This is a genomic window from Roseibium sp. MMSF_3412, assembly GCF_030733265.1.
Lineage (GTDB): Bacteria > Pseudomonadota > Alphaproteobacteria > Rhizobiales > Stappiaceae > Roseibium.
This window is the reverse complement of the sequence record NZ_JASHJI010000009.1, coordinates 158,122-177,138: the sequence shown is the minus strand read 5'-3', so window position 1 is coordinate 177,138 and position 19,017 is coordinate 158,122. Positions and strand designations below refer to the sequence as shown.

The window sequence follows — 19,017 nt, the reverse complement described above, 5'->3', positions numbered from 1 at the left end:
AACGATGACTTCTTTCGCCGGGGAAGAACACCATGGCTGATACCAACTACGATGTGATCATCATCGGCTCCGGGCCGGGTGGTTATGTAACCGCAATCCGTGCTTCGCAGCTCGGCCTCAAGACCGCGATCGTCGAGCGCGAGCACATGGGCGGCATCTGTCTCAATTGGGGCTGCATTCCGACCAAGGCGCTGCTGCGGTCCGCCGAAATCTACCACTACATGCAGCATGCCAAGGATTACGGCCTGTCCGCCGAGAAGATCTCCTTCGATCCGGCTGCCGTCGTCAACCGGTCGCGCGGTGTCTCCGGACAGCTCGCTGGCGGTGTCGGTTTCCTGATGAAGAAGAACAAGGTCGACATCATCTGGGGTGAGGGCAAGGTAACGAAGGCCGGTGAAGTGACCGTGTCCAAAACCTCCAAGAAGGCGATGGAACCGCAGCACCCTGCGCCGAAGGGCACGAAGGGCGAGGGCGTCTACAAGGCCAAGCACATTATCGTTGCAACGGGCGCGCGCCCGCGCGTTATCCCAGGCATCGAGCCGGATGGCAAGGACATCTGGACCTATTTCGAAGCCATGGTGCCCCCGACAATGCCAAAGTCTCTGATCGTCATGGGATCGGGCGCGATCGGTATCGAGTTTGCGTCTTTCTACAAAACCATGGGCGCGGACGTGACGGTCATTGAAATGATGCCGACGATCATGCCGGTCGAAGACCCCGAGATTTCCGGGCTCGCCAAGAAGCAGATGGAAAAGCAGGGCATCAAGTTCCTGCTCGAGGCAAAGGTTTCGCAGGTCAAGAAGGGCGCCAAGGGTGTCACGGCGACCGTTGAAACCAAGGACGGCAAAAAGCAGGACCTGACGGCTGAAAAACTGATTTCGGCGGTTGGTGTCGTCGGCAATATCGAGAATCTCGGTCTTGAGGAACTCGGCGTTAAAACCGACCGTGGCTGCGTCGTTATCGACGGCTATGGCCGCACAAACGTCCCCGGCATCTATGCCATCGGTGACGTTGCCGGACCGCCGATGCTCGCACACAAGGCGGAGCATGAAGGCGTGATCTGCGTCGAGAAGATTGCCGGCAAGGATGTCCATGCCATGGACAAGTCGATGATCCCGGGATGTACCTACTGCCATCCACAGGTCGCGTCGGTCGGTCTGACCGAGCCCAAGGCGAAGGAAGCCGGCTACGACATCAAGGTCGGGCGTTTCCCCTTCATCGGAAACGGCAAGGCGATTGCACTTGGGGAACCGGACGGGCTCATCAAGACAATCTTCGATGCCAAGACGGGGCAACTGCTGGGGGCCCATATGGTTGGCGCGGAAGTAACCGAGCTTATCCAGGGCTACGTAGTCGCCATGAACCTGGAAACAACGGAAGAAGACCTAATGCACACGGTGTTCCCGCATCCGACGCTTTCGGAAATGATGAAAGAGTCGGTGCTGGATGCCTATGGCCGTGTTCTGAACATGTAGCCCGGACCATTGGTGATCCCGGCATGGGTCGGGATCGCCGCGTCAAGCGGAGTTATCAGGGTGTTTGCCTATCTTCTGGATGGATTGAGATTTGTCTGTCGGGAGGGGAGCTGGACGCTCAGACCGCACGAAGCGACGACCTTGAACGCGGCCATCGATCGGCTTCCGGCAGACAATGCCGAACGGGCGCGGCGGCAGCTCTCGCAGCGCTTCTTTGTCGAAAGACAGTCGAACGGCCGGGTCCCCTGTTTCCGCTACTATCAGGTACACGGGGACAACCTGCTCGCAGACCCGTTCGCCTCGGGAACGCATTTCATAAACGTGCGCCTGAAAGCATCCAACCGAAACATCACGGCCAAGTGCGTGTTGCACGAGGGCATCGTATTCGGGCTGGAGTTTCCCAAGCCCCAACGGTTTTTCAAAGGCAATCCGGTCGAGGTCACTGCGGTGAGTTGTGATACCGCAGGGTTCAGTTACACTGATGTTCTGGACCGGGCGGAACACGGGTCCGGCAAGATTGACTGACGCGGGAGGGTTGTCATGGATGCAAAGTCAATTCTGATCTGGGTCGCGATTGGCATTATCGCGGGTTGGCTCGCAAGTATCCTCGTCGGCGGCGGCGGCCTGATACGGTATCTGCTTACCGGGATCATAGGTGCGTTTGTAGGCGGATTCATCTTCAAGTTCTTCGGGATTAACATCGATCTCGGCAATCCCTATCTGAATGAAATATTGGTGGCTGCCATAGGGGCCGTTGTCGTCGTGCTGATCGCGCGTATTCTGGCTTGAACCGATCATCGGATCGGGGCCTCGATGCGCAGCGTCTGAAAAGGAACAGGTATGGGGCTCATTATTTCTGCCATTATCGGGCTGATCGCGGGTGCTGTCGCCCATAGGGTGCTCAACAGCCGGGGAGGGTTTCTCGGGAGCCTTGTTGTCGGTCTGATCGGCGCTCTTCTGGGCGGTGAATTGGCATCGATCCTCAACCTGAACCTGGCTGGTGGTGTCATCGACCGGCTGATCGTTGCCATTGTCGGCGCGATCCTGTTCCTGTTTATCTGGAAGAAAGTGTTCAAGTGACGCCGTGCGACTTTCTTCAGATGCCTGTGGACGGGATGCGCCGTTTGCGCTGCTCGGTACGGGACAGCGGCCGGGGGAGCCTGATCGATTGATGGAAAGACAGCTGGAAACGCCGGAATTCAGGCTCGCCACATACGGAACACTTGCACCGGGACGTGCGAACCACGCTCAGCTTGCCGATATTCCCGGCCGCTGGAGAGAGGGAAGCGTGCGCGGCCGCCTCGTGCAGTCGGGCTGGGGAGCTGCGCTTGGGTTTCCCGGGCTGGTGCTCGATCCCGAAGGACAGACCATCGAGGTCCTAGTTTTCGAGTCGCCGGAACTTGTCGAACACTGGGACCGGCTGGATGCATTCGAAGGCGAAGGCTATGAGCGCGCCGAAACGCTTGTCCGCACGGAAAATGGCGACGTACCGGCGTATATCTATGTCGTTTCGGACAAGCCTCCACGCTCCCAAAGCCAGAGCAGCGATCCAGCTATCAATGCCTTTCCGCTGATCACGAAGGACAAGTTGCGGTACGCGGACACGGATCGCCAGGGACATGTCAACAATGCGGTATTCAGCACTTTTCTCGAAACGGGGAGGGTTGAACTGCTCTTTGGCGACGAACTGATGTGTGAGGGCGCCTCATTTGTCATCGCAAGGCTCGAACTTGATTTCCTTTCCGAGATCAATTGGCCCGGCGAGGTGCAGATCGGCACTGCCGTCAAGGAGATCGGTCGCAGTTCCTTCAAGCTCATTCAACGTGTTTATCAGGACGAGCGTCCGGTCGCGCAGGCGATGACGGTTATTGTTCAGATGAACGATGCAACGCGAAAATCGCTGCCGCTGTCCGAAACGGCCCGCCAGCGGTTTTCCGAGTTGTTCAGGCCTGCACTCAGCACATAGCTGACGCGGCACCATTTCACCTTGACCTTTCCAGGGAATAGAGACACTTAAGGCCCATGGTTACGATCGTAGACACGCTCAATCGCCCGCGGCAAACATCCGATGTGCGTCCGCGCCACCCGGAAAAAGAGCACCGCCCGGATAACCCGATTCAGCGCAAACCGAAATGGATCCGTGTCAAGGCGCCGACATCGCCGATCTACCGTGAAACCAAGGATGTTGTTCGCAACAACAATCTGGTCACGGTTTGCGAAGAAGCCGGTTGTCCGAACATAGGCGAATGCTGGTCCAAGAAACATGCAAGCTTCATGATCCTGGGGGATACGTGCACACGTGCCTGTGCCTTCTGCAATGTCCGGACGGGGATGCCTGGACCAGTCGATCCGAACGAGCCCCAGGGTGTTGCCGATGCGGTTGCCACGATGGGACTGGAGCACGTGGTTATCACCTCCGTGGACCGCGACGACCTGGACGATGGCGGCGCAAAACACTTTTCGGATGTCATCGCAGCGATCCGGCAAACGTCTCCGTCGACGACGGTCGAGGTTCTGACGCCCGACTTTCTCAGGAAAGAGGGCGCGCTCGAAACGGTAATCGAAGCAAAGCCGGACGTCTTCAATCACAATCTTGAAACGGTGCCTTCCAAATATCTTACCGTCAGGCCCGGCGCGCGCTACTTTCATTCCATTCGCCTGCTGCAAAAGGCAAAGGAGCTGGACGCGGAAATGTTCACCAAGTCCGGGATCATGGTCGGGCTGGGTGAGGTTCGCAACGAGGTTCTGCAGCTCATGGACGACCTTCGGGCGGCAGATGTGGACTTCTTGACGATCGGTCAGTACCTGCAGCCTTCGAAGAAACATCATCCGGTGATGTCCTTTGTCACCCCCGAGGAATTCAAGGGCTATGAACGTATCGCCTACGCGAAAGGCTTCCTGAAGGTTTCGGCAAGTCCGCTGACGCGGTCTTCACACCACGCGGGTGAAGATTTCGCGGACCTGCGCGCGGCGAGAAAAGCCAAGCTTGGTCATTGAACGGAAGCCAATACGCCGAATGCCAACTTTTTCTTCAACGCACAAAGTCAATCACAAAGCGGACGACATGTTCCGACTTGTTGCGGACATTGAAAAGTATCCGCAATTCGTTCCGCTTTGCCAGGATTTGCATGTCAGGGGCAAAAAGCAGCTCGACGGCGGACGGACGGTGCTGGTGGCCGACATGACCGTGGCTTACAAGCTGTTCAAGGAGACTTTTACCAGCCGGGTCGAGTTGCGCCCGGAAGAGCAGACAATCCTTGTTGAATACCTGGACGGACCCTTCAAGCATCTTGAGAACAAATGGACTTTCGAAGAGGCCGGCGGGGGTGCCTGCAATGTCGGCTTCTTCATCTCCTACGAGTTCAAAAGCCGCACGCTCGGGTCGCTCATGGGGGTGATGTTCGACAAGGCGTTCCGGAAATTCTCCAGCGCCTTTGAAGCGCGTGCGGACGAAGTCTACGGGGTCTGAGCCGGGTCTACGGACGCGTCACTTGTATTGCTTGAAGGCATCCCGGATCGTGCGCAGACGGCTCGATTTCATGTCGAGTGGCTCGTTCTCCGCCCGTATCTTGGCGACTTCCTTTTCTGACAGGCCCAGGTCGTCCAACGTTGCGAAGGCATCATTGTCCTTGCAGACAATGGTGCGGCTCTTTCCGTCGTTTTCCTCAAGGACAAGGGTTCGGCCGGCAGCGTTCTGTTCTTCCGTCCAGATGACCGTGCCCGCAGACACCCAGAACACGCGTTCGCAGTAGCTGGCCTGATGGTAGCCGTCCTTCGGCTTTGTCAGTATCTCGTGAAAACCGGTGAATTCCCCGTTCGAATATTCCGACCGGATATAGAAGTCGTTTTGGGCGAATACCGCCGTTGCGCTGCAAACAACCGTCAGTGACGCTATCGCCTGACTAGCAAAAGAGCGCTTCATGCGTGTGCTCCTCTCCTGAACCCAGATTAGCCCCACTGCATGTATCTTAAGCTGCTTTGTTTACCTGTCCGTTACCGGATTGGTAACGATTTGATCTATTCGTCGTGGAACGATTTGGTAGCCTTTTCCTTGCGCTGTGCGTTGAAGGCGTCACGGATCGCGGCGAACCGGTTTGCCTTGTCGAGCGCGGTACCACCATTTTGAATAACGACCCTCGGATCGTCGGAGATACCGAGACCTTCCAGGGTCACCTGTTGGTCCGGGCGATCGCAAATTGGCCGCCAGCCCTTGCCCCAGTTGAATTCGACGCGGACTTCGTAGTCGTTCTCCACCTCAAGCTGCGTCCAGGCGACCGTGGCATACCGGACCCAGTAGGACCGGTTACAGTATTCGACCTCCACGAGACCATCGGATTGTCTGTTGTAGATCCGGTGTGAGCCGCGGAAATTCCGGTTGTCGTCCCGGGAGATGATATAGGTGTCGCCAACTGCTGGAATTTCGCTTTGTGCACCGGCATGCGTCGATGAAATCAGGAGAAAGCCAATCGTGAGCAGAAATTTCTGAAATTGCATTGTGCGTTTTCCCTACCGCTAAGCCAATCATGTGCTGGCGTGGCCAGCGCAATTTTAATGGTTTGTTCTCAAAGTAGAGGGCGAACTTCACTATCAGATTGAAAGCCGGGCAGGCGTTTTATTAAAACTTTAAACGCTCGTAAAAAGTGCAGTATTTGAAGATTTCGCTCGCATTGCACCTACGGCAAATGAAGTTACATACCGAGGCCGCTCTCGGATTTTTCAAAAACGCTCGTGCGAAACATGGCGCCGATCGTTGCCAGGCGGCTGGCGGTTGAGGGGGCAGTCGACAGGCCAGCCAGGACTTCCCGCGCGTCCATGGTAATTCCCAGGTCCGCCAACGTAACCTCGCGCTCGGGATTCGCGCATATCGGACGCCAGCCCTTGCCGAAGTTGAATTCCACGTGAACGATGTGGCCGAATTCCGCTTCAAGCTCCGTCCAGGCGACGGAACTGTCGCGCACGAAGTATTCATTGCCGCAGTAGCTGACCCGCTTCGTATCGGCACTTTCATTCTTGAAAAGCTTGTGGCTGCCAATGAACTTGCCGGCGTGATCTCTCGAAATCAGGTAGTAGTCGCCCGGTTTCGGCAACGAATCCGCGTGAGAGACTGTGGCAACACAAAGTGCAGCGAGAAGCGTCGCGAGACGTAATATCATTGGTGTAAGCAATCGATGTTCAACCCAACGTAAGGCATATGGGTTTTTGCCCTTTTTCGCCAGCGGGAACTCGATCGATCGTTAATGAGACTTTGCGTCCTTGAGTGCATTTAGAACTGACGCAAGGGCAGTTTTTACGGTCTCCAGACGGATGAACTGGCGGCCGTGGTCGGCAAACCAGCAATGAAAGTGCTGTGTCGGTTCACCTGTCGCAGCAACGGCGATATGAACGGTGCCGACCGGTTTGTGCTCGGACCCGCCGCCAGGTCCGGCGATGCCTGTCACGGAAACCGATATATCTCCATTCGATCGTTCCAGTGCACCTTCCGCCATGGCGATGGCAACTTCCTTGCTGACAGCGCCCTCACGCGTGATCAGACCCGCGGGAACACCGATGAGTTCTGTTTTCGCTTCGTTTGAGTAGGTTATGAAGCCCCGGTCGACCGCAACCGATGAACCTGCGATTTCCGTCAGGGCCGCACAGATCAGTCCGCCTGTGCACGATTCGGCCGTTGCGATCATTTTTCCCTGAGCCTTCAATTCTTCCAGAACATTGCCGGCGAGGGGAGCAAGGTCATCAAGGCTTTCCAGACGTCTGTCATTCATGGTCGACTACTCGTTTTCAGAAAGGGGCAACCGAATGGTTACGCTTGCAAGCGTGGCGATCCCCTCCTTGCGACCGGTGAAGCCGAGCCGCTCGGAAGTTGTTGCCTTGACGGATACGCGCGATGCGGGAATGTCGCAGATCTGAGCAACGTTCTGCCTGATCGCGTCCCGGTGCGGACCAATCTTGGGTTCTTCACAGATGATTGTGACGTCGATATGTGCAAGCCGTCCGCCCAGCTTTGTCACGCGCTCAACGGCATCAAACTGGAACATGTCCGATGATGCGCCTTTCCACTTCGGGTCGCTTGGAGGAAAATGGCTACCGATGTCACCATCGCCAATCGCTCCAAGCGTTGCATCGGTGATTGCATGCAGCACGACATCCGCATCGGAATGCCCCTTGAGCTTTCTGCCATGGGGAATTGCGACCCCTCCGAGGATGACGGCATCACCAGCCTCGAAGGCATGAACATCGTATCCAATACCGGTTCGGACATCCAAAAGTTCGGACAACGGTGGACGTGTGCGGTTTTGCTGGTTCATGGGTGCCTGTTTCACCTGTGTTTCGGCGCGGGACAAGTCCTGCCACGTGGTGATCTTGAAATTTCCTGGATCGCCTTCGCTTAATTTTACCGAAACGCCGGCCCATTCCGCCAGACCGGTATCATCGGTAAAGTCACTTCTTCTGGCTTCGGCAGCGCTCAGATGCGCGTCCAGAATCAGTTTGAACGGGAAGGCCTGCGGTGTCTGGGCTGCCCACAAACCGGATCGATCGATTGTCCTCAGCGGCTGGCCCGGCTCTTCGCAGTGTTTCAGCGTATCGACGACGGGAACGGCTGCAAGCACACCCTCTGCACCCGCGTCCAGTTGTAAGAGGAGACCGTTTATCACCGTTTCGGACACGAAGGGACGGGCGGCATCGTGAATGAGAACACATTCGCAGCCGGCATCCTCCAGGGCCTTCAGTCCGGCCAGTACGGATTGTTGACGCGTGTCTCCACCAAACGCCGTCAGGAGTTCCTTGTCCTTTACCGTGCACTCCGCCGCCGTAACGGCCGCGCCGTAAAGCGCGGTATCGTCGGGGTGTATCACGGTCATGATTTTCGAAATTCGAGGATGATTCAGGAAAGCGTCCAGTGTATGAGACAGGACAGGACGCCCGGCGATCAGCTTGTATTGCTTCGGTTGCCGATTTCCGGGGTCCGATAGGCGTGTTCCACGTCCTGCCGCGACGATCAATGCGGCGGCCGTTTTGTTCATTGTCGTCTCCTTGAAGGCGGCTGAGGCGAAAATCACTGACGGCCATTAACGATGAACCGTACCAATACGCAAATTTAGACTTGTTGCGATGCGCAAATTGGCTACAATATAGGCAATTAGCGTTTTGCACAGGTAATGAGCAGAAAAGAGAACTGTGTGTCGATATCGTCGAACTCTCTTTCCATAGGACCGCATACTCTTTCCAACAGGGCCGTTCTGGCGCCCATGTCAGGTGTGACCGATCTGCCGTTTCGCCGGCTTGCTGCGCGTTTCGGTGCCGGGATGGTCGTCAGCGAAATGATCGCAAGCGAAACCTTCGTGAAAGGGGACGCGGAAACGCAGATGCGAGCGGAGGCCCAGGACGAGGGTCTGCATGTCGTACAGCTTGCCGGCAGGGAAGCGCGCTGGATGGACGAGGCTGCAAGGGTCGTCGCCGGTCTGGGCGCTGATGTAATCGATATCAACATGGGATGCCCGGCAAAGAAGGTAACGTCGGGATACTCCGGTTCGGCATTGATGCGGGACCTCGATCATGCCCTCACGCTGATCGAGGCAACAGTCGCGGCAGTCGACATACCCGTCACTGTCAAGATGCGCCTCGGCTGGGACGACACGTCCTTGAACGCAGCCGAACTAGCGCGGCGGGCGGAAAACGCCGGTGTTCAGCTCGTAACGGTTCACGGCAGGACGCGGTGCCAGTTTTACAAGGGCACCGCCGACTGGAAAGCCATACGGGCCGTCAAGGAAGCCATCTCTGTTCCCCTGATTGCAAATGGCGACTGCAAGTCCATTGAGGATGCGGAGAAGATGCTGGCGGTGAGTGGATCCGATGGGATCATGATCGGGCGCGGTGCTTATGGCCGGCCCTGGTTGCCCGGCCATGTCGGGCACTATCTTGCGACCGGCGTTCGGCTTGCTGCCCCCGCAGGATCAGACCTCGCGGATCTTGTCGCCGGGCATTACGAAGACATTCTCGGCCACTACGGGGCAACGGCCGGCGTTCGTATCGCCCGGAAGCATCTGGGCTGGTATCTCGACGGTGCCATAGAGCGTGGTGCGGGCCAGATCCCGGCCAATGAGAGACGAACCCTGATGACGTCCAATTCTCCACCCGAGGTGCTGCGTTTGATCGCAGACTGGTTCTCAACGTCCAACGAACGGATAGCCGCGTGAGCGAAGTCACCGTTGAAAGCGGCCGTATTGCCATGCTTGCAAGCGACGGCCCGACCATTCTCGATGCGCTTCCGCACCCGGTTTTGCTTGTGGCGCCAGACGGCGTCATTGAGTCGGCAAACATGGCCGCCGAGATTTTCATGCGCTCCAGCGCTTCCGTCTTGCGACGGCATCCGATCAGCGACTTTGTCCCTTTCGGCAGCCCGTTGCTCACCTTGATCGAGCAGGTGCGCGAACGCGCGGCACCCGTCAACGAATACAAGGTGGATATCGGTTCGCCGCGAATCGGCGCGCCCAAGATGGTCGATATCAATGCGGCTCCGGTATCGGATCGGCCGGGGGCTGTCGTTCTGATGTTCCAAGAACGGACCATGGCCGAAAAGATCGACCGGCAACTGACGTCGCGGGGGGCGGCGCGAACCGTGACCGGGCTCGCGGCGATGCTGGCGCACGAAATCAAGAACCCGCTGTCTGGCATAAGGGGAGCGGCGCAGCTTCTGGAACAATCCGTGGTCGATGACGACCGGTCGCTGACGCGGCTCATCATGGACGAGACCGACAGGATCGTGAAACTTGTCGATCGCATGGAGGTTTTCTCCGACGAGAGACCGATCGAGCGTGAACCGGTCAACATCCACGTCGTTCTGGACAGGGTCAAAAGCCTGTCAGACAACGGGTTTGCGCGTAACAAGAGGATCGTGGAGATTTACGATCCATCCCTGCCGCCGGTCTTTGCCAACAAGGACCAGCTGATCCAGGTGTTTCTCAATCTGGTGAAGAACGCGAGTGAAGCGATCGGCGATGATCCCGATGGCGAAATCCGGATTTCAACCGCTTTTCGGCCGGGAGTCCGTCTGTCGGTGCCCGGTACAGAGCATCGCGTAAGCCTGCCGCTTGAATTCTGTGTGCAGGATAACGGTCCGGGTGTTCCCGATGATCTGCTGCCGCACCTGTTTGAACCCTTTATCACCACGAAGACCAACGGGTCGGGTCTTGGCCTGGCTCTCGTTGCAAAAATTATCGGCGATCATGGTGGCGTCATTGAGTGTGACAGCCAGCGTGAAAGAACCATTTTTCGCATCCTAATGCCTGCGTATACCGGTGACGCAAATCCGGATACCGACACGGCGAGCGAGGGAACTGAATAACGATGCCGACAGGTACGATCCTTGTTGCAGATGATGACGCGGCTATTCGCACCGTGCTCAACCAGGCTCTTTCCAGGGCCGGATACACGGTGCGGCTGACGTCGAATGCCTCTACGCTCTGGCGGTGGGTATCATCCGGTGATGGCGATCTTGTCATCACGGATGTCGTGATGCCGGATGAGAACATTTTTGATGTTCTGCCGCGCATGAAAAAGATGCGGCCTGAACTTCCGGTCCTCGTCATGAGTGCCCAGAACACGTTCATGACCGCGATCAAGGCTTCCGAAAAGGGAGCCTATGAATATCTGCCCAAGCCCTTCGATCTGAAGGAACTCACCAACATTGTGCAAAGAGCGCTGGAAGAGCCCAAGAAACGCCCGGCGCTTGATATCGAGGACGCCGGGGAGGGGATGCCGCTTGTTGGCCGCTCACCGGCCATGCAGGAAATCTATCGCATTCTCGCCCGGCTGATGCAGACCGATCTCACGGTCATGATCAACGGAGAATCGGGCACGGGCAAGGAACTCGTTGCACGTGCACTTCACGACTACGGCAAACGTCGAAACGGTCCATTTGTCGCCATCAACATGGCGGCGATCCCGCGGGACCTGATCGAGGCCGAGTTGTTCGGCCACGAAAAGGGAGCCTTCACCGGTGCGCAGAACCGGAGTTCGGGCCGTTTTGAGCAAGCTGACGGCGGAACGCTGTTCCTGGATGAAATCGGCGACATGCCGATGGAAGCGCAGACACGTTTGCTGCGCGTGCTGCAGCAAGGCGAGTATACCACTGTCGGCGGACGGACGCCGATCAAGACTGATGTTCGCATTGTCGCCGCGACCAACAAGGATCTCCGTCACCTGATCAACCAGGGACTTTTCCGGGAAGATCTCTATTTCAGGCTCAACGTCGTTCCAATCCGGTTGCCACCGCTGCGCGAGCGGGTGGAAGACATTCCGGACCTGGTCCGGCACTTCTTTTCTCTGGTGGAAAAGGAAGGCCTGCAGGCGAAACAGATCGACGTCGGTGCACTCAACATGCTGCGCCGTTACAGATGGCCGGGCAACGTGCGCGAACTGGAAAACCTCGTCCGGCGTCTCGCAGCGCTATATCCGCAGGACGTGATCAGCGAAAGCCTGCTCGATCAGGAACTCAGCCAGCCAAGTGCCGTTTCGGCCTCGGAGGACGTGAACGAGAACGTCAACCTGGGGGGCTCGGTGGAAAAATACCTGTCGGGTTACTTCGACACGTTCGGCGAAGCGCTTCCCCCTCCGGGGCTCTACCACCGCATTCTGCGGGAGGTCGAATACCCGCTGATCAGTGCTGCCCTTGCTGCGACAAGAGGCAATCAGATCAAGGCCGCAGAACTTCTCGGGGTCAATCGCAACACCTTGCGGAAGAAAATCAGAGACCTCGACATTCAGGTGATGCGCTCCGCCAGATGAGCGTTATCCTTCCGGTCGAAAGAAGACACGGTCGGCCGGGTCGTGCGGCGCTCCCCGGGACCGCGCTCCTGTCACCCTGCGTGATTTTTGCAAGGTCAAGATTCTGAATCTTCTGACGAATTTGGAACGAGACCAATCTCTTCCACTGTAAAATGTGGCGTCTGGACAGCTCTGTCGCAATTTCGCAACAATGTGTGATAAGTTTGCAGCAAATGGTCCAGCAAGCCGCAATTATTCCGTGGTTTGCCGTGTTTTAGAGGCTGCATGATACTGGAAACAGTTCAGCAATCCGTGGTGCAATCCAGCGCTTCGGGCAAGTTATGGCGTCGCGCCGGGCTTGCCGTCATGGTGGTTGCGCTGATTTCGATTGCGATCACATTTGTTATTCTCATGGGACTGACCTCCGTCGATCCCACACGGGAAGTCATCATGACGGCGATGGCCATCAATGGTGCTCTCGCGGCCGTATTGCTGGGCGTCGTCTCCGTTGAAATCTACAAGCTCTGGCAGGCGCGAAGGCGTGGGCGGGCAGCCGCGCGTCTTCACGTGCGTGTCGTTGCCCTGTTCAGCCTTGTTGCGGCTGTTCCTGCCGTCATGATGGCGGTTCTGGCTGCAGTCACGCTCGATCGGGGCCTGGATCGCTGGTTTGAAGACCGCACGCGGCAGATCATCGACAATGCCCTGACGGTTGCGCAGGCCTATCTTCAGGAACATGCGCGGGTTCTCAGGGGCGATCTGATCGCCATGACGAAGGATATCGATCGCGCCAAGGCGATCTATGAATTCGAGCCGACCCGGTTTGACCAGTTCTTTGCGACACAGGTTTCACTTCGCGGCATTCTCGGCGCGATGATCCTCGATGAGAATGGGGATGTCGTGACGCGCGTCATTCTCGATCCGAATGCGCAGATCCCGCTGCCGCCCGCCGACAGTTTTTTCAAGGCACAGTCGGGCGACCCGATCCTGATTGCCCCCGGCAGTTCGAATCTCGTCGGCGGTGTCATGAAGCTGTCGGCCTACGATAATTTTTATCTTTATGCCGTGCGGGTGATCGACCCCCGCGTCGTTGAGTATCTGCGCCTGGCGGAAACCGGCGCATCGCAGTATCAGCAGATGGAAAACAGCCGGTTCGGTGTCCAGGTCGCGTTTGCGCTGGTCTATCTGGGTGTCGCTCTCATCCTGCTCCTATCGGCTATCTGGATCGGCTTTGGCTTCGCAAACAGGCTGGTTTCGCCCATTCGCGTGCTGATATCGGCTGCCGACGAGGTCTCCAAGGGCAACCTTGCGGTCAAGGTGCAGACAGAAAAGTCGGGGGGAGACCTGACCAACCTCGGTCTGACATTCAACAAGATGACCGGCCAGTTGCTTGGACAGCGGGACGCCCTGCTGGCGGCCAACGAGCAGATCGACCGCCGCCGCAGGTTCAACGAGGCTGTCCTTTCCGGCGTGTCGACAGGCGTGATCGGAGTGGATGACGAGGCTTCCATCATGCTGATCAACCGGTCGGCGCTGGAACTGCTGCAACTCGATGAGGTGCAGATCCTCAACAGACCGCTGACGGAAGTTGTGCCCGAACTTGCCGACTGCATCGATGCCGTGCTTGAAAACTCGACGGATAAGCTCCCGGAAACCCAGATCGAGGTCACGCGAGCCGGCCGCCTGCGGACATTGAATGTGCGCATAACAAGCGAGCAGTCCACACGGCGCGAGCATGGTTTTGTCGTCACACTGGACGATATTACCGATCTCGTCTCCGCGCAGCGCAATTCCGCCTGGGCCGATGTCGCTCGCAGAATCGCGCACGAAATCAAGAATCCGCTGACACCGATCCAGCTGTCTGCGGAGCGCATTCGCCGGCGTTACGGCAAACGCATCGAGGAAGACCGGGAAGTCTTCGACCAGTGCATCGACACCATTGTCAGGCAGGTCGGCGATATCGGCCAGATGGTCGACGAGTTTTCCTCCTTTGCCCGGATGCGGAAACCGAACAAGATCAGTTCGGACCTGCGCGAAGCGGTCCGCGATGCCGCCTTCATGCAATCTGTCGCCAACCCGGAAATCTCGGTCACGGCCGATGTTCCCGATACGGCGGTAACGGCCGTGTTCGACCCGCGTCTCGTCGGTCAGGCACTTACCAACGTGGTCAAGAATGCCACCGAGGCGGTTGCAGCACGGACAGGTGACGACTTGCCGAAAGGCAAGGTTCTGGTCCGGCTGCGCGCAGAAAGTGATGAAACTCCGGGACGGATCGTCGTCGATGTGATCGACAACGGGGTCGGGCTGCCCGAGGAAAACCGCAGCCGGTTGCTGGAGCCCTACATGACGACGCGGGAAAAGGGCACGGGCCTTGGTCTTGCGATCGTGCGGAAGATTATGGAAGACCACGGCGGTGGCGTCGAATTGCTGGACGCGCCGAAATCAACCCCTGATGCAACAGGCACTCTGGTGCGGCTTACTCTGGCAGCTTCTGCCGAGGCCGAAACGGAGAGCGACGAACAAGAGCAAGCAGTGACAGCTCATGGCGCATGATATTCTAGTTGTAGATGACGAAACCGATATCCGGGAGATGATTGCAGGCATCCTGGATGACGATGGCTACGGGACGCGCACGGCGCATGATTCCGACAGTGCACTCGGCGCCGTCAAGGAACGCAAACCGTCTCTCGTGATCCTTGACATCTGGCTGCAGGGGAGCCGGCTCGACGGTCTTGCTCTGCTCGATGTCCTGAAGGAGACAGATCCCGATCTGCCGGTGGTGATCATCTCAGGTCACGGCAACATCGAAACAGCCGTATCCGCGATCAAGCGCGGTGCCTACGATTACATCGAGAAACCGTTCAAGGCCGACCGGCTCGTTCATATTGTCGAACGTGCGCTCGAGGCCTCCAGCCTCAAGCGCGAGATCCGAGATCTCAAGCAGCGCAGCGGTGAAACCAGCGAAGTCATCGGTGGGTCTTCAGCCGCGCATAATCTGCGCCAGACGATCCAGAAAATCTCCGGGACGAACAGCAGGATCCTGATTGTCGGTCCATCCGGTGCCGGCAAGGAACGTGCGGCGCGGATGATCCATGACCAGTCGCCACGAACCAAAAGTCCCTTTGTTGTTCTGAATGCCGCCACAATCACGCCCGCGCGCATGGAAGAGGAACTGTTCGGCATCGAGGACGAAAACGGCAATCTGAGAAAGATCGGCGCGCTTGAGGAAGCGCATGGCGGCACGCTCTATCTCGACGAAGTTGCAGACATGCCGGCAGAGACACAGGGGAAAATTCTCCGGGTTCTTGTTGAACAGAGCTTCGCGCGTGTCGGCGGAACCCAAAAAGTGCAGGTCGATATCCGGATCCTGTCCTCGACATCGAAGAACCTGGAAGAACATATCGCCTCCGGTCTCTTCCGCCAGGATCTCTATCACCGGCTCAGCGTTGTGCCGCTTCGGGTTCCGGGCCTTGCAGAACGGCGCGAGGACATACCTGTCCTGGTGCATCACTTCATGGAGCAGATATCCGCGGCCTCGGGCATTCCGCTTCGCCCCATCGGAGACGATGCCATGGCGGTTCTGCAGACCCACGACTGGCCAGGAAACGTGCGTCAGCTGCGCAACAATGTCGAACGGCTGATGATCCTGAGCCGCGGCGAACCGGATAGTACGATCACCGCCGACCTCTTGCCGTCCGAGATCGGCGAAACACTGCCGAACCTGCCGACATCGGGAACGGGCGAGCATCTGATGTCAGTGCCGCTTCGTGAGGCGCGCGAGATTTTTGAGCGGGAATATCTGCAGGCGCAGATAAAGCGATTTGACGGCAATATCTCAAGGACTGCAGAATTCGTCGGAATGGAACGGTCTGCCTTGCACCGCAAACTGAAAACACTGGGAATGACCTGAAAACGGCAAAGCCCATCAAGGGGAAAGAGGTCTTTCCATGAAAATCGTCATTTGCGGCGCCGGCCAGGTCGGGTACGGGATTGCAGAGCGGCTTGCCGCGGAGCAAAACGATGTTTCGGTCATCGATTCCTCACCTCAACTGATCAATGCGATCGGCGACCAGCTCGATGTGCGCGGCTTTGTCGGCCATGGCGCACATCCGGACATCCTGGCGCAGGCAGGCGCCGAAGAAGCGGACATGATCGTTGCGGTCACGCTTTACGACGAAGTCAACATGGTCGCCTGCCAGGTGGCGCATTCCCTCTTTAACGTGCCGACAAAGGTTGCCCGTATCCGGGCGCAATCCTACCTCCAGGGCCGTTGGCGCAATCTGTTCTCGCGCGACAACATGCCCATCGACGTGATCATCTCCCCGGAGATCGAAGTCGGAGAGATGGTGCTTCGGCGTCTGGCACTGCCGGGAGCGGTTGAAACCGTCCGGTTTGCGGACGATCATGTCGTCGTTGTCGGGATCATGTGCGAAGAGGACTGTCCGGTGGTCGACACGCCGCTCAGGCAGCTGACCGAGCTCTTTCCCGATCTTGGAGCCGTCGTTGTCGGCCTTTACCGGAACAACAGTCTGTTTGTGCCCAAGAGCAGCGACAGCATCCTGTCCGGCGACCTGGCCTACGTGGTCGCCCGGCGCGATCAGGTGCGCAGGACATTGAGCATATTCGGACATGAGGAACCGGAAGCCGCCAAGGTCGTCATCGCCGGAGGTGGCAATATCGGGCTCTATGTCGCCAAGGCGCTCGAACAACGTCAGAGCGGAACGAAAATCAAGCTCATTGAAGCGTCGCGTGAACGGGCAATGTCGGTTGCCGATGAACTCAAGCGATCGGTCATCCTGCACGGCAGCGCGCTTGATCAGATCATCTTGAACGAAGCCGATGCCGGTGATGCGGATACGATGGTCGCGCTCACCAACGAAGACGAAGTCAACATCCTGTCTTCCGTCATGGCCAAGAAACTCGGCTGTCGGCGTTCCCTGTCGCTGCTCAACAACCCGAGCTACCCTGCCTTCGCGAATGCGCTTGGTATCGACGCCTTCATCAATCCGAGGGCCGTCACGATTTCCAGGATACTTCAGCATGTGCGCCGCGGCAGAATTCGTGGCGTTCATTCGCTCCAGAACGGGGCTGCGGAGATTGTCGAAGCAGAAGCTCTCGACACGTCTCCGCTGGTCGGCAAGCCCTTGCGGGTCATTGATCTGCCCTCCGGAATTCGCGTCGGAGCCGTTTTCAGAGGTGGAGAAGTGCTCACGCCAAACGGGGAACTGCAGATCCAGGCGCAGGACCGTATCGTCATCTTCGCCGTTGCCAATCGCGTCCGGCAGGTCGAGCAAATGTTCCGCGTGAGCCTCGATTTCTTTTAGGCGATTTGCCTCTAATCTGAGCTTGCAATTATCTGACCGAACGTTCAAAAATGTGCCAAAGGCCCGTTTGACGGGCACGTTTCTTGTTTGCTTTGGAGTGTTCATGAGCCGGATTGCTTATGTCAACGGTCAGTACGTTCGTCATGGGGATGCCGCGGTGCATGTTGAAGACCGTGGGTATCAGTTTGCGGATGGTGTTTACGAGGTGTGCGAAGTCTGGCACGGCAAGATCGTGGACATGCCGAGGCATCTCGACCGTTTGAGCCGATCCTTGAGCGAACTCCAGATTGACTGGCCCATGAGCCGAAACGCGGTCGAGTTCGTGTTGAGGCAGGTAGTCCGCAGAAATCTGGTCAAAAACGGCCTGGTCTATATCCAGGTCACGCGCGGCGTTGCCAAACGGGACCACTTTTTCCCTTCAGACGACGTTGCACCGTCGATTGTCGTAACAGCCAAGTCAACCAATCCCGCCGCGGCGGAAGCCCAGGCCGAAAAGGGCATTTCCGTCGTCAGCTACCCGGAAAACCGGTGGCCGCGTGTCGACATCAAGACCGTCGCGCTGCTGCCGAACGTGCTGGCAAAGCAGCATGCGAAGGAAAATGGCGGCAAGGAAGCCTGGTACATCGATGCCGACGGTAATGTCACGGAAGGCGGATCGACCAATGCCTGGATCGTGACGAAGGATGGGGCATTGGTTACAAGACCGGCCGAGAACGGAATTCTCCGCGGGATCACGCGGGCGGTGGTGCTCGACCTTGTTGAAAGGGAAGGCCTGACGTTTGAAGAACGGCCCTTCAGCCTGGAAGAAGCGTTCGAGGCCAAGGAAGCGTTTGTTACCGCTGCGTCAACCCTGGTGATGCCCGTAACACGCGTTGACGGAAGGATTGTCGGCAACGGACATCCGGGTTCTGTTGCATTGCGATTGCGTGAACTGTTCCATACTGCTACTGATTTGCAGACGGCATGACTGAATTGGTCTTGTCTATGGATATAAATACGACGTAAAAGGAGCTGAGGCAGACAGCTCTTTGAGTGGGCAAAACAAAACGCGGGCAGAACTTCAAACCTTAATGTTTGAAATTCAATAGCTTTTTGACGGTAGGCTGCCGACAAAGCCGGATGCTCGGCCGCATCCGGGGGTAAAACAGGATAAAAACACTGATGGCTGAGCGCGCACAAAATCTCCAAGACACTTTCCTCAACCACGTTCGCAAACAAAAAACTCCCCTGACAATATTTCTCATCAACGGTGTGAAATTGCAGGGTGTCGTGACCTGGTTTGACAATTTTTGCGTCCTGCTTCGCCGCGACGGGCACTCTCAGCTCGTGTATAAGCACGCGATTTCCACAATTATGCCAAATGGCCCTGTTCAACTGTTCGATCAGGCTGAGGAAAACGCTGAAAAGGCTGGCTGATTGAAACCTAAGTCTCGCGCGGACGATTTTTCGAAATCAAACGG

At 57.4% G+C, this 19,017-nt stretch carries 20 protein-coding genes; 15 read left to right on the top strand and 5 right to left on the bottom strand.

What is annotated here, in order from left to right; all coding sequences use genetic code 11:
- Nucleotides 1-32: 32 nt before the first annotated feature.
- The 7 genes from lpdA (at nt 33) to RBB49_RS17180 (ending at nt 4,944) form a co-directional block, all read left to right on the top strand.
- A complete protein-coding gene (gene lpdA, locus RBB49_RS17215) occupies nt 33-1,475 on the top strand; it encodes a dihydrolipoyl dehydrogenase (protein WP_306144079.1) in 1,443 nt (480 codons plus the stop codon).
- Nucleotides 1,476-1,487: 12 nt separating this feature from the next.
- Nucleotides 1,488-2,000 carry a hypothetical protein gene (locus tag RBB49_RS17210; RefSeq protein ID WP_306144078.1) on the top strand — a complete coding sequence of 171 codons (513 nt, stop codon included), beginning with the start codon at nt 1,488-1,490 and terminating at the stop codon, nt 1,998-2,000.
- A 15-nt stretch (nt 2,001-2,015) separates the two neighbouring features.
- The gene (locus tag RBB49_RS17205) at nt 2,016-2,264 is read left to right on the top strand and encodes a GlsB/YeaQ/YmgE family stress response membrane protein (protein ID WP_306144077.1); all 249 of its coding nucleotides are present in this window, start codon (nt 2,016-2,018) and stop codon (nt 2,262-2,264) included.
- 51 nt (nt 2,265-2,315) lie between these two features.
- Nucleotides 2,316-2,555 (top strand): GlsB/YeaQ/YmgE family stress response membrane protein, encoded by a 240-nt coding sequence (locus RBB49_RS17200; RefSeq protein ID WP_306144076.1) that lies wholly within the window; start codon nt 2,316-2,318, stop codon nt 2,553-2,555.
- A 91-nt stretch (nt 2,556-2,646) separates the two neighbouring features.
- Nucleotides 2,647-3,441, top strand: coding sequence for a thioesterase family protein (locus tag RBB49_RS28375; protein ID WP_336623429.1), 795 nt, complete (start codon nt 2,647-2,649; stop codon nt 3,439-3,441).
- A gap of 56 nt (nt 3,442-3,497) precedes the next feature.
- The gene (lipA, locus tag RBB49_RS17185; protein ID WP_306144075.1) at nt 3,498-4,472 is read left to right on the top strand and encodes a lipoyl synthase; all 975 of its coding nucleotides are present in this window, start codon (nt 3,498-3,500) and stop codon (nt 4,470-4,472) included.
- Nucleotides 4,473-4,491: 19 nt separating this feature from the next.
- Complete coding sequence (locus RBB49_RS17180; RefSeq protein ID WP_306144073.1) at nt 4,492-4,944, top strand: type II toxin-antitoxin system RatA family toxin; 453 nt, start codon at nt 4,492-4,494, stop codon at nt 4,942-4,944.
- Between the two features lie 18 nt (nt 4,945-4,962).
- Here RBB49_RS17180 and RBB49_RS17175 read toward each other — a convergent pair whose 3' ends face one another.
- From RBB49_RS17175 to RBB49_RS17155, 5 genes are all read right to left on the bottom strand, one after another.
- Nucleotides 4,963-5,397: a hypothetical protein gene (locus tag RBB49_RS17175; RefSeq protein ID WP_306144072.1), complete on the bottom strand. Its 435-nt coding sequence runs from the start codon at nt 5,395-5,397 to the stop codon at nt 4,963-4,965.
- A gap of 95 nt (nt 5,398-5,492) precedes the next feature.
- Complete coding sequence (locus RBB49_RS17170) at nt 5,493-5,969, bottom strand: hypothetical protein (RefSeq protein WP_306144071.1); 477 nt, start codon at nt 5,967-5,969, stop codon at nt 5,493-5,495.
- Between the two features lie 194 nt (nt 5,970-6,163).
- Complete coding sequence (locus tag RBB49_RS17165; RefSeq protein WP_306144070.1) at nt 6,164-6,628, bottom strand: hypothetical protein; 465 nt, start codon at nt 6,626-6,628, stop codon at nt 6,164-6,166.
- Between the two features lie 81 nt (nt 6,629-6,709).
- The gene (locus tag RBB49_RS17160) at nt 6,710-7,234 is read right to left on the bottom strand and encodes a CinA family protein (protein ID WP_306144069.1); all 525 of its coding nucleotides are present in this window, start codon (nt 7,232-7,234) and stop codon (nt 6,710-6,712) included.
- Nucleotides 7,235-7,240: 6 nt separating this feature from the next.
- Nucleotides 7,241-8,494, bottom strand: coding sequence for a bifunctional 2-C-methyl-D-erythritol 4-phosphate cytidylyltransferase/2-C-methyl-D-erythritol 2,4-cyclodiphosphate synthase (locus RBB49_RS17155; protein ID WP_306144068.1), 1,254 nt, complete (start codon nt 8,492-8,494; stop codon nt 7,241-7,243).
- 225 nt (nt 8,495-8,719) lie between these two features.
- Between RBB49_RS17155 and dusB the strand changes: the two genes are divergently transcribed.
- The 8 genes from dusB (at nt 8,720) to hfq (ending at nt 18,973) form a co-directional block, all read left to right on the top strand.
- Nucleotides 8,720-9,667 carry a tRNA dihydrouridine synthase DusB gene (gene dusB / locus RBB49_RS17150; protein WP_306144132.1) on the top strand — a complete coding sequence of 316 codons (948 nt, stop codon included), beginning with the start codon at nt 8,720-8,722 and terminating at the stop codon, nt 9,665-9,667.
- Between the two features lie 32 nt (nt 9,668-9,699).
- Nucleotides 9,700-10,815: a nitrogen regulation protein NR(II) gene (locus tag RBB49_RS17145; protein WP_306144131.1), complete on the top strand. Its 1,116-nt coding sequence runs from the start codon at nt 9,700-9,702 to the stop codon at nt 10,813-10,815.
- 2 nt (nt 10,816-10,817) lie between these two features.
- Nucleotides 10,818-12,257, top strand: coding sequence for a nitrogen regulation protein NR(I) (gene ntrC / locus RBB49_RS17140; RefSeq protein WP_306144067.1), 1,440 nt, complete (start codon nt 10,818-10,820; stop codon nt 12,255-12,257).
- Nucleotides 12,258-12,521: 264 nt separating this feature from the next.
- Nucleotides 12,522-14,786 carry a PAS domain-containing sensor histidine kinase gene (locus RBB49_RS17135; RefSeq protein WP_306144066.1) on the top strand — a complete coding sequence of 755 codons (2,265 nt, stop codon included), beginning with the start codon at nt 12,522-12,524 and terminating at the stop codon, nt 14,784-14,786.
- Nucleotides 14,776-16,143 carry a sigma-54 dependent transcriptional regulator gene (locus RBB49_RS17130; protein WP_306144065.1) on the top strand — a complete coding sequence of 456 codons (1,368 nt, stop codon included), beginning with the start codon at nt 14,776-14,778 and terminating at the stop codon, nt 16,141-16,143. The genes RBB49_RS17135 and RBB49_RS17130 overlap by 11 nt, the downstream gene beginning before the upstream one ends.
- A 37-nt stretch (nt 16,144-16,180) precedes the next feature.
- Entirely contained in the window at nt 16,181-17,557 is a 1,377-nt protein-coding gene (trkA, locus tag RBB49_RS17125; protein ID WP_306144064.1) for a Trk system potassium transporter TrkA, read from the top strand.
- A 103-nt stretch (nt 17,558-17,660) separates the two neighbouring features.
- Nucleotides 17,661-18,524 (top strand): D-amino-acid transaminase, encoded by an 864-nt coding sequence (locus RBB49_RS17120; RefSeq protein WP_306144063.1) that lies wholly within the window; start codon nt 17,661-17,663, stop codon nt 18,522-18,524.
- A gap of 191 nt (nt 18,525-18,715) precedes the next feature.
- Nucleotides 18,716-18,973: an RNA chaperone Hfq gene (gene hfq, locus RBB49_RS17115; RefSeq protein ID WP_172670818.1), complete on the top strand. Its 258-nt coding sequence runs from the start codon at nt 18,716-18,718 to the stop codon at nt 18,971-18,973.
- Nucleotides 18,974-19,017: the final 44 nt, after the last annotated feature.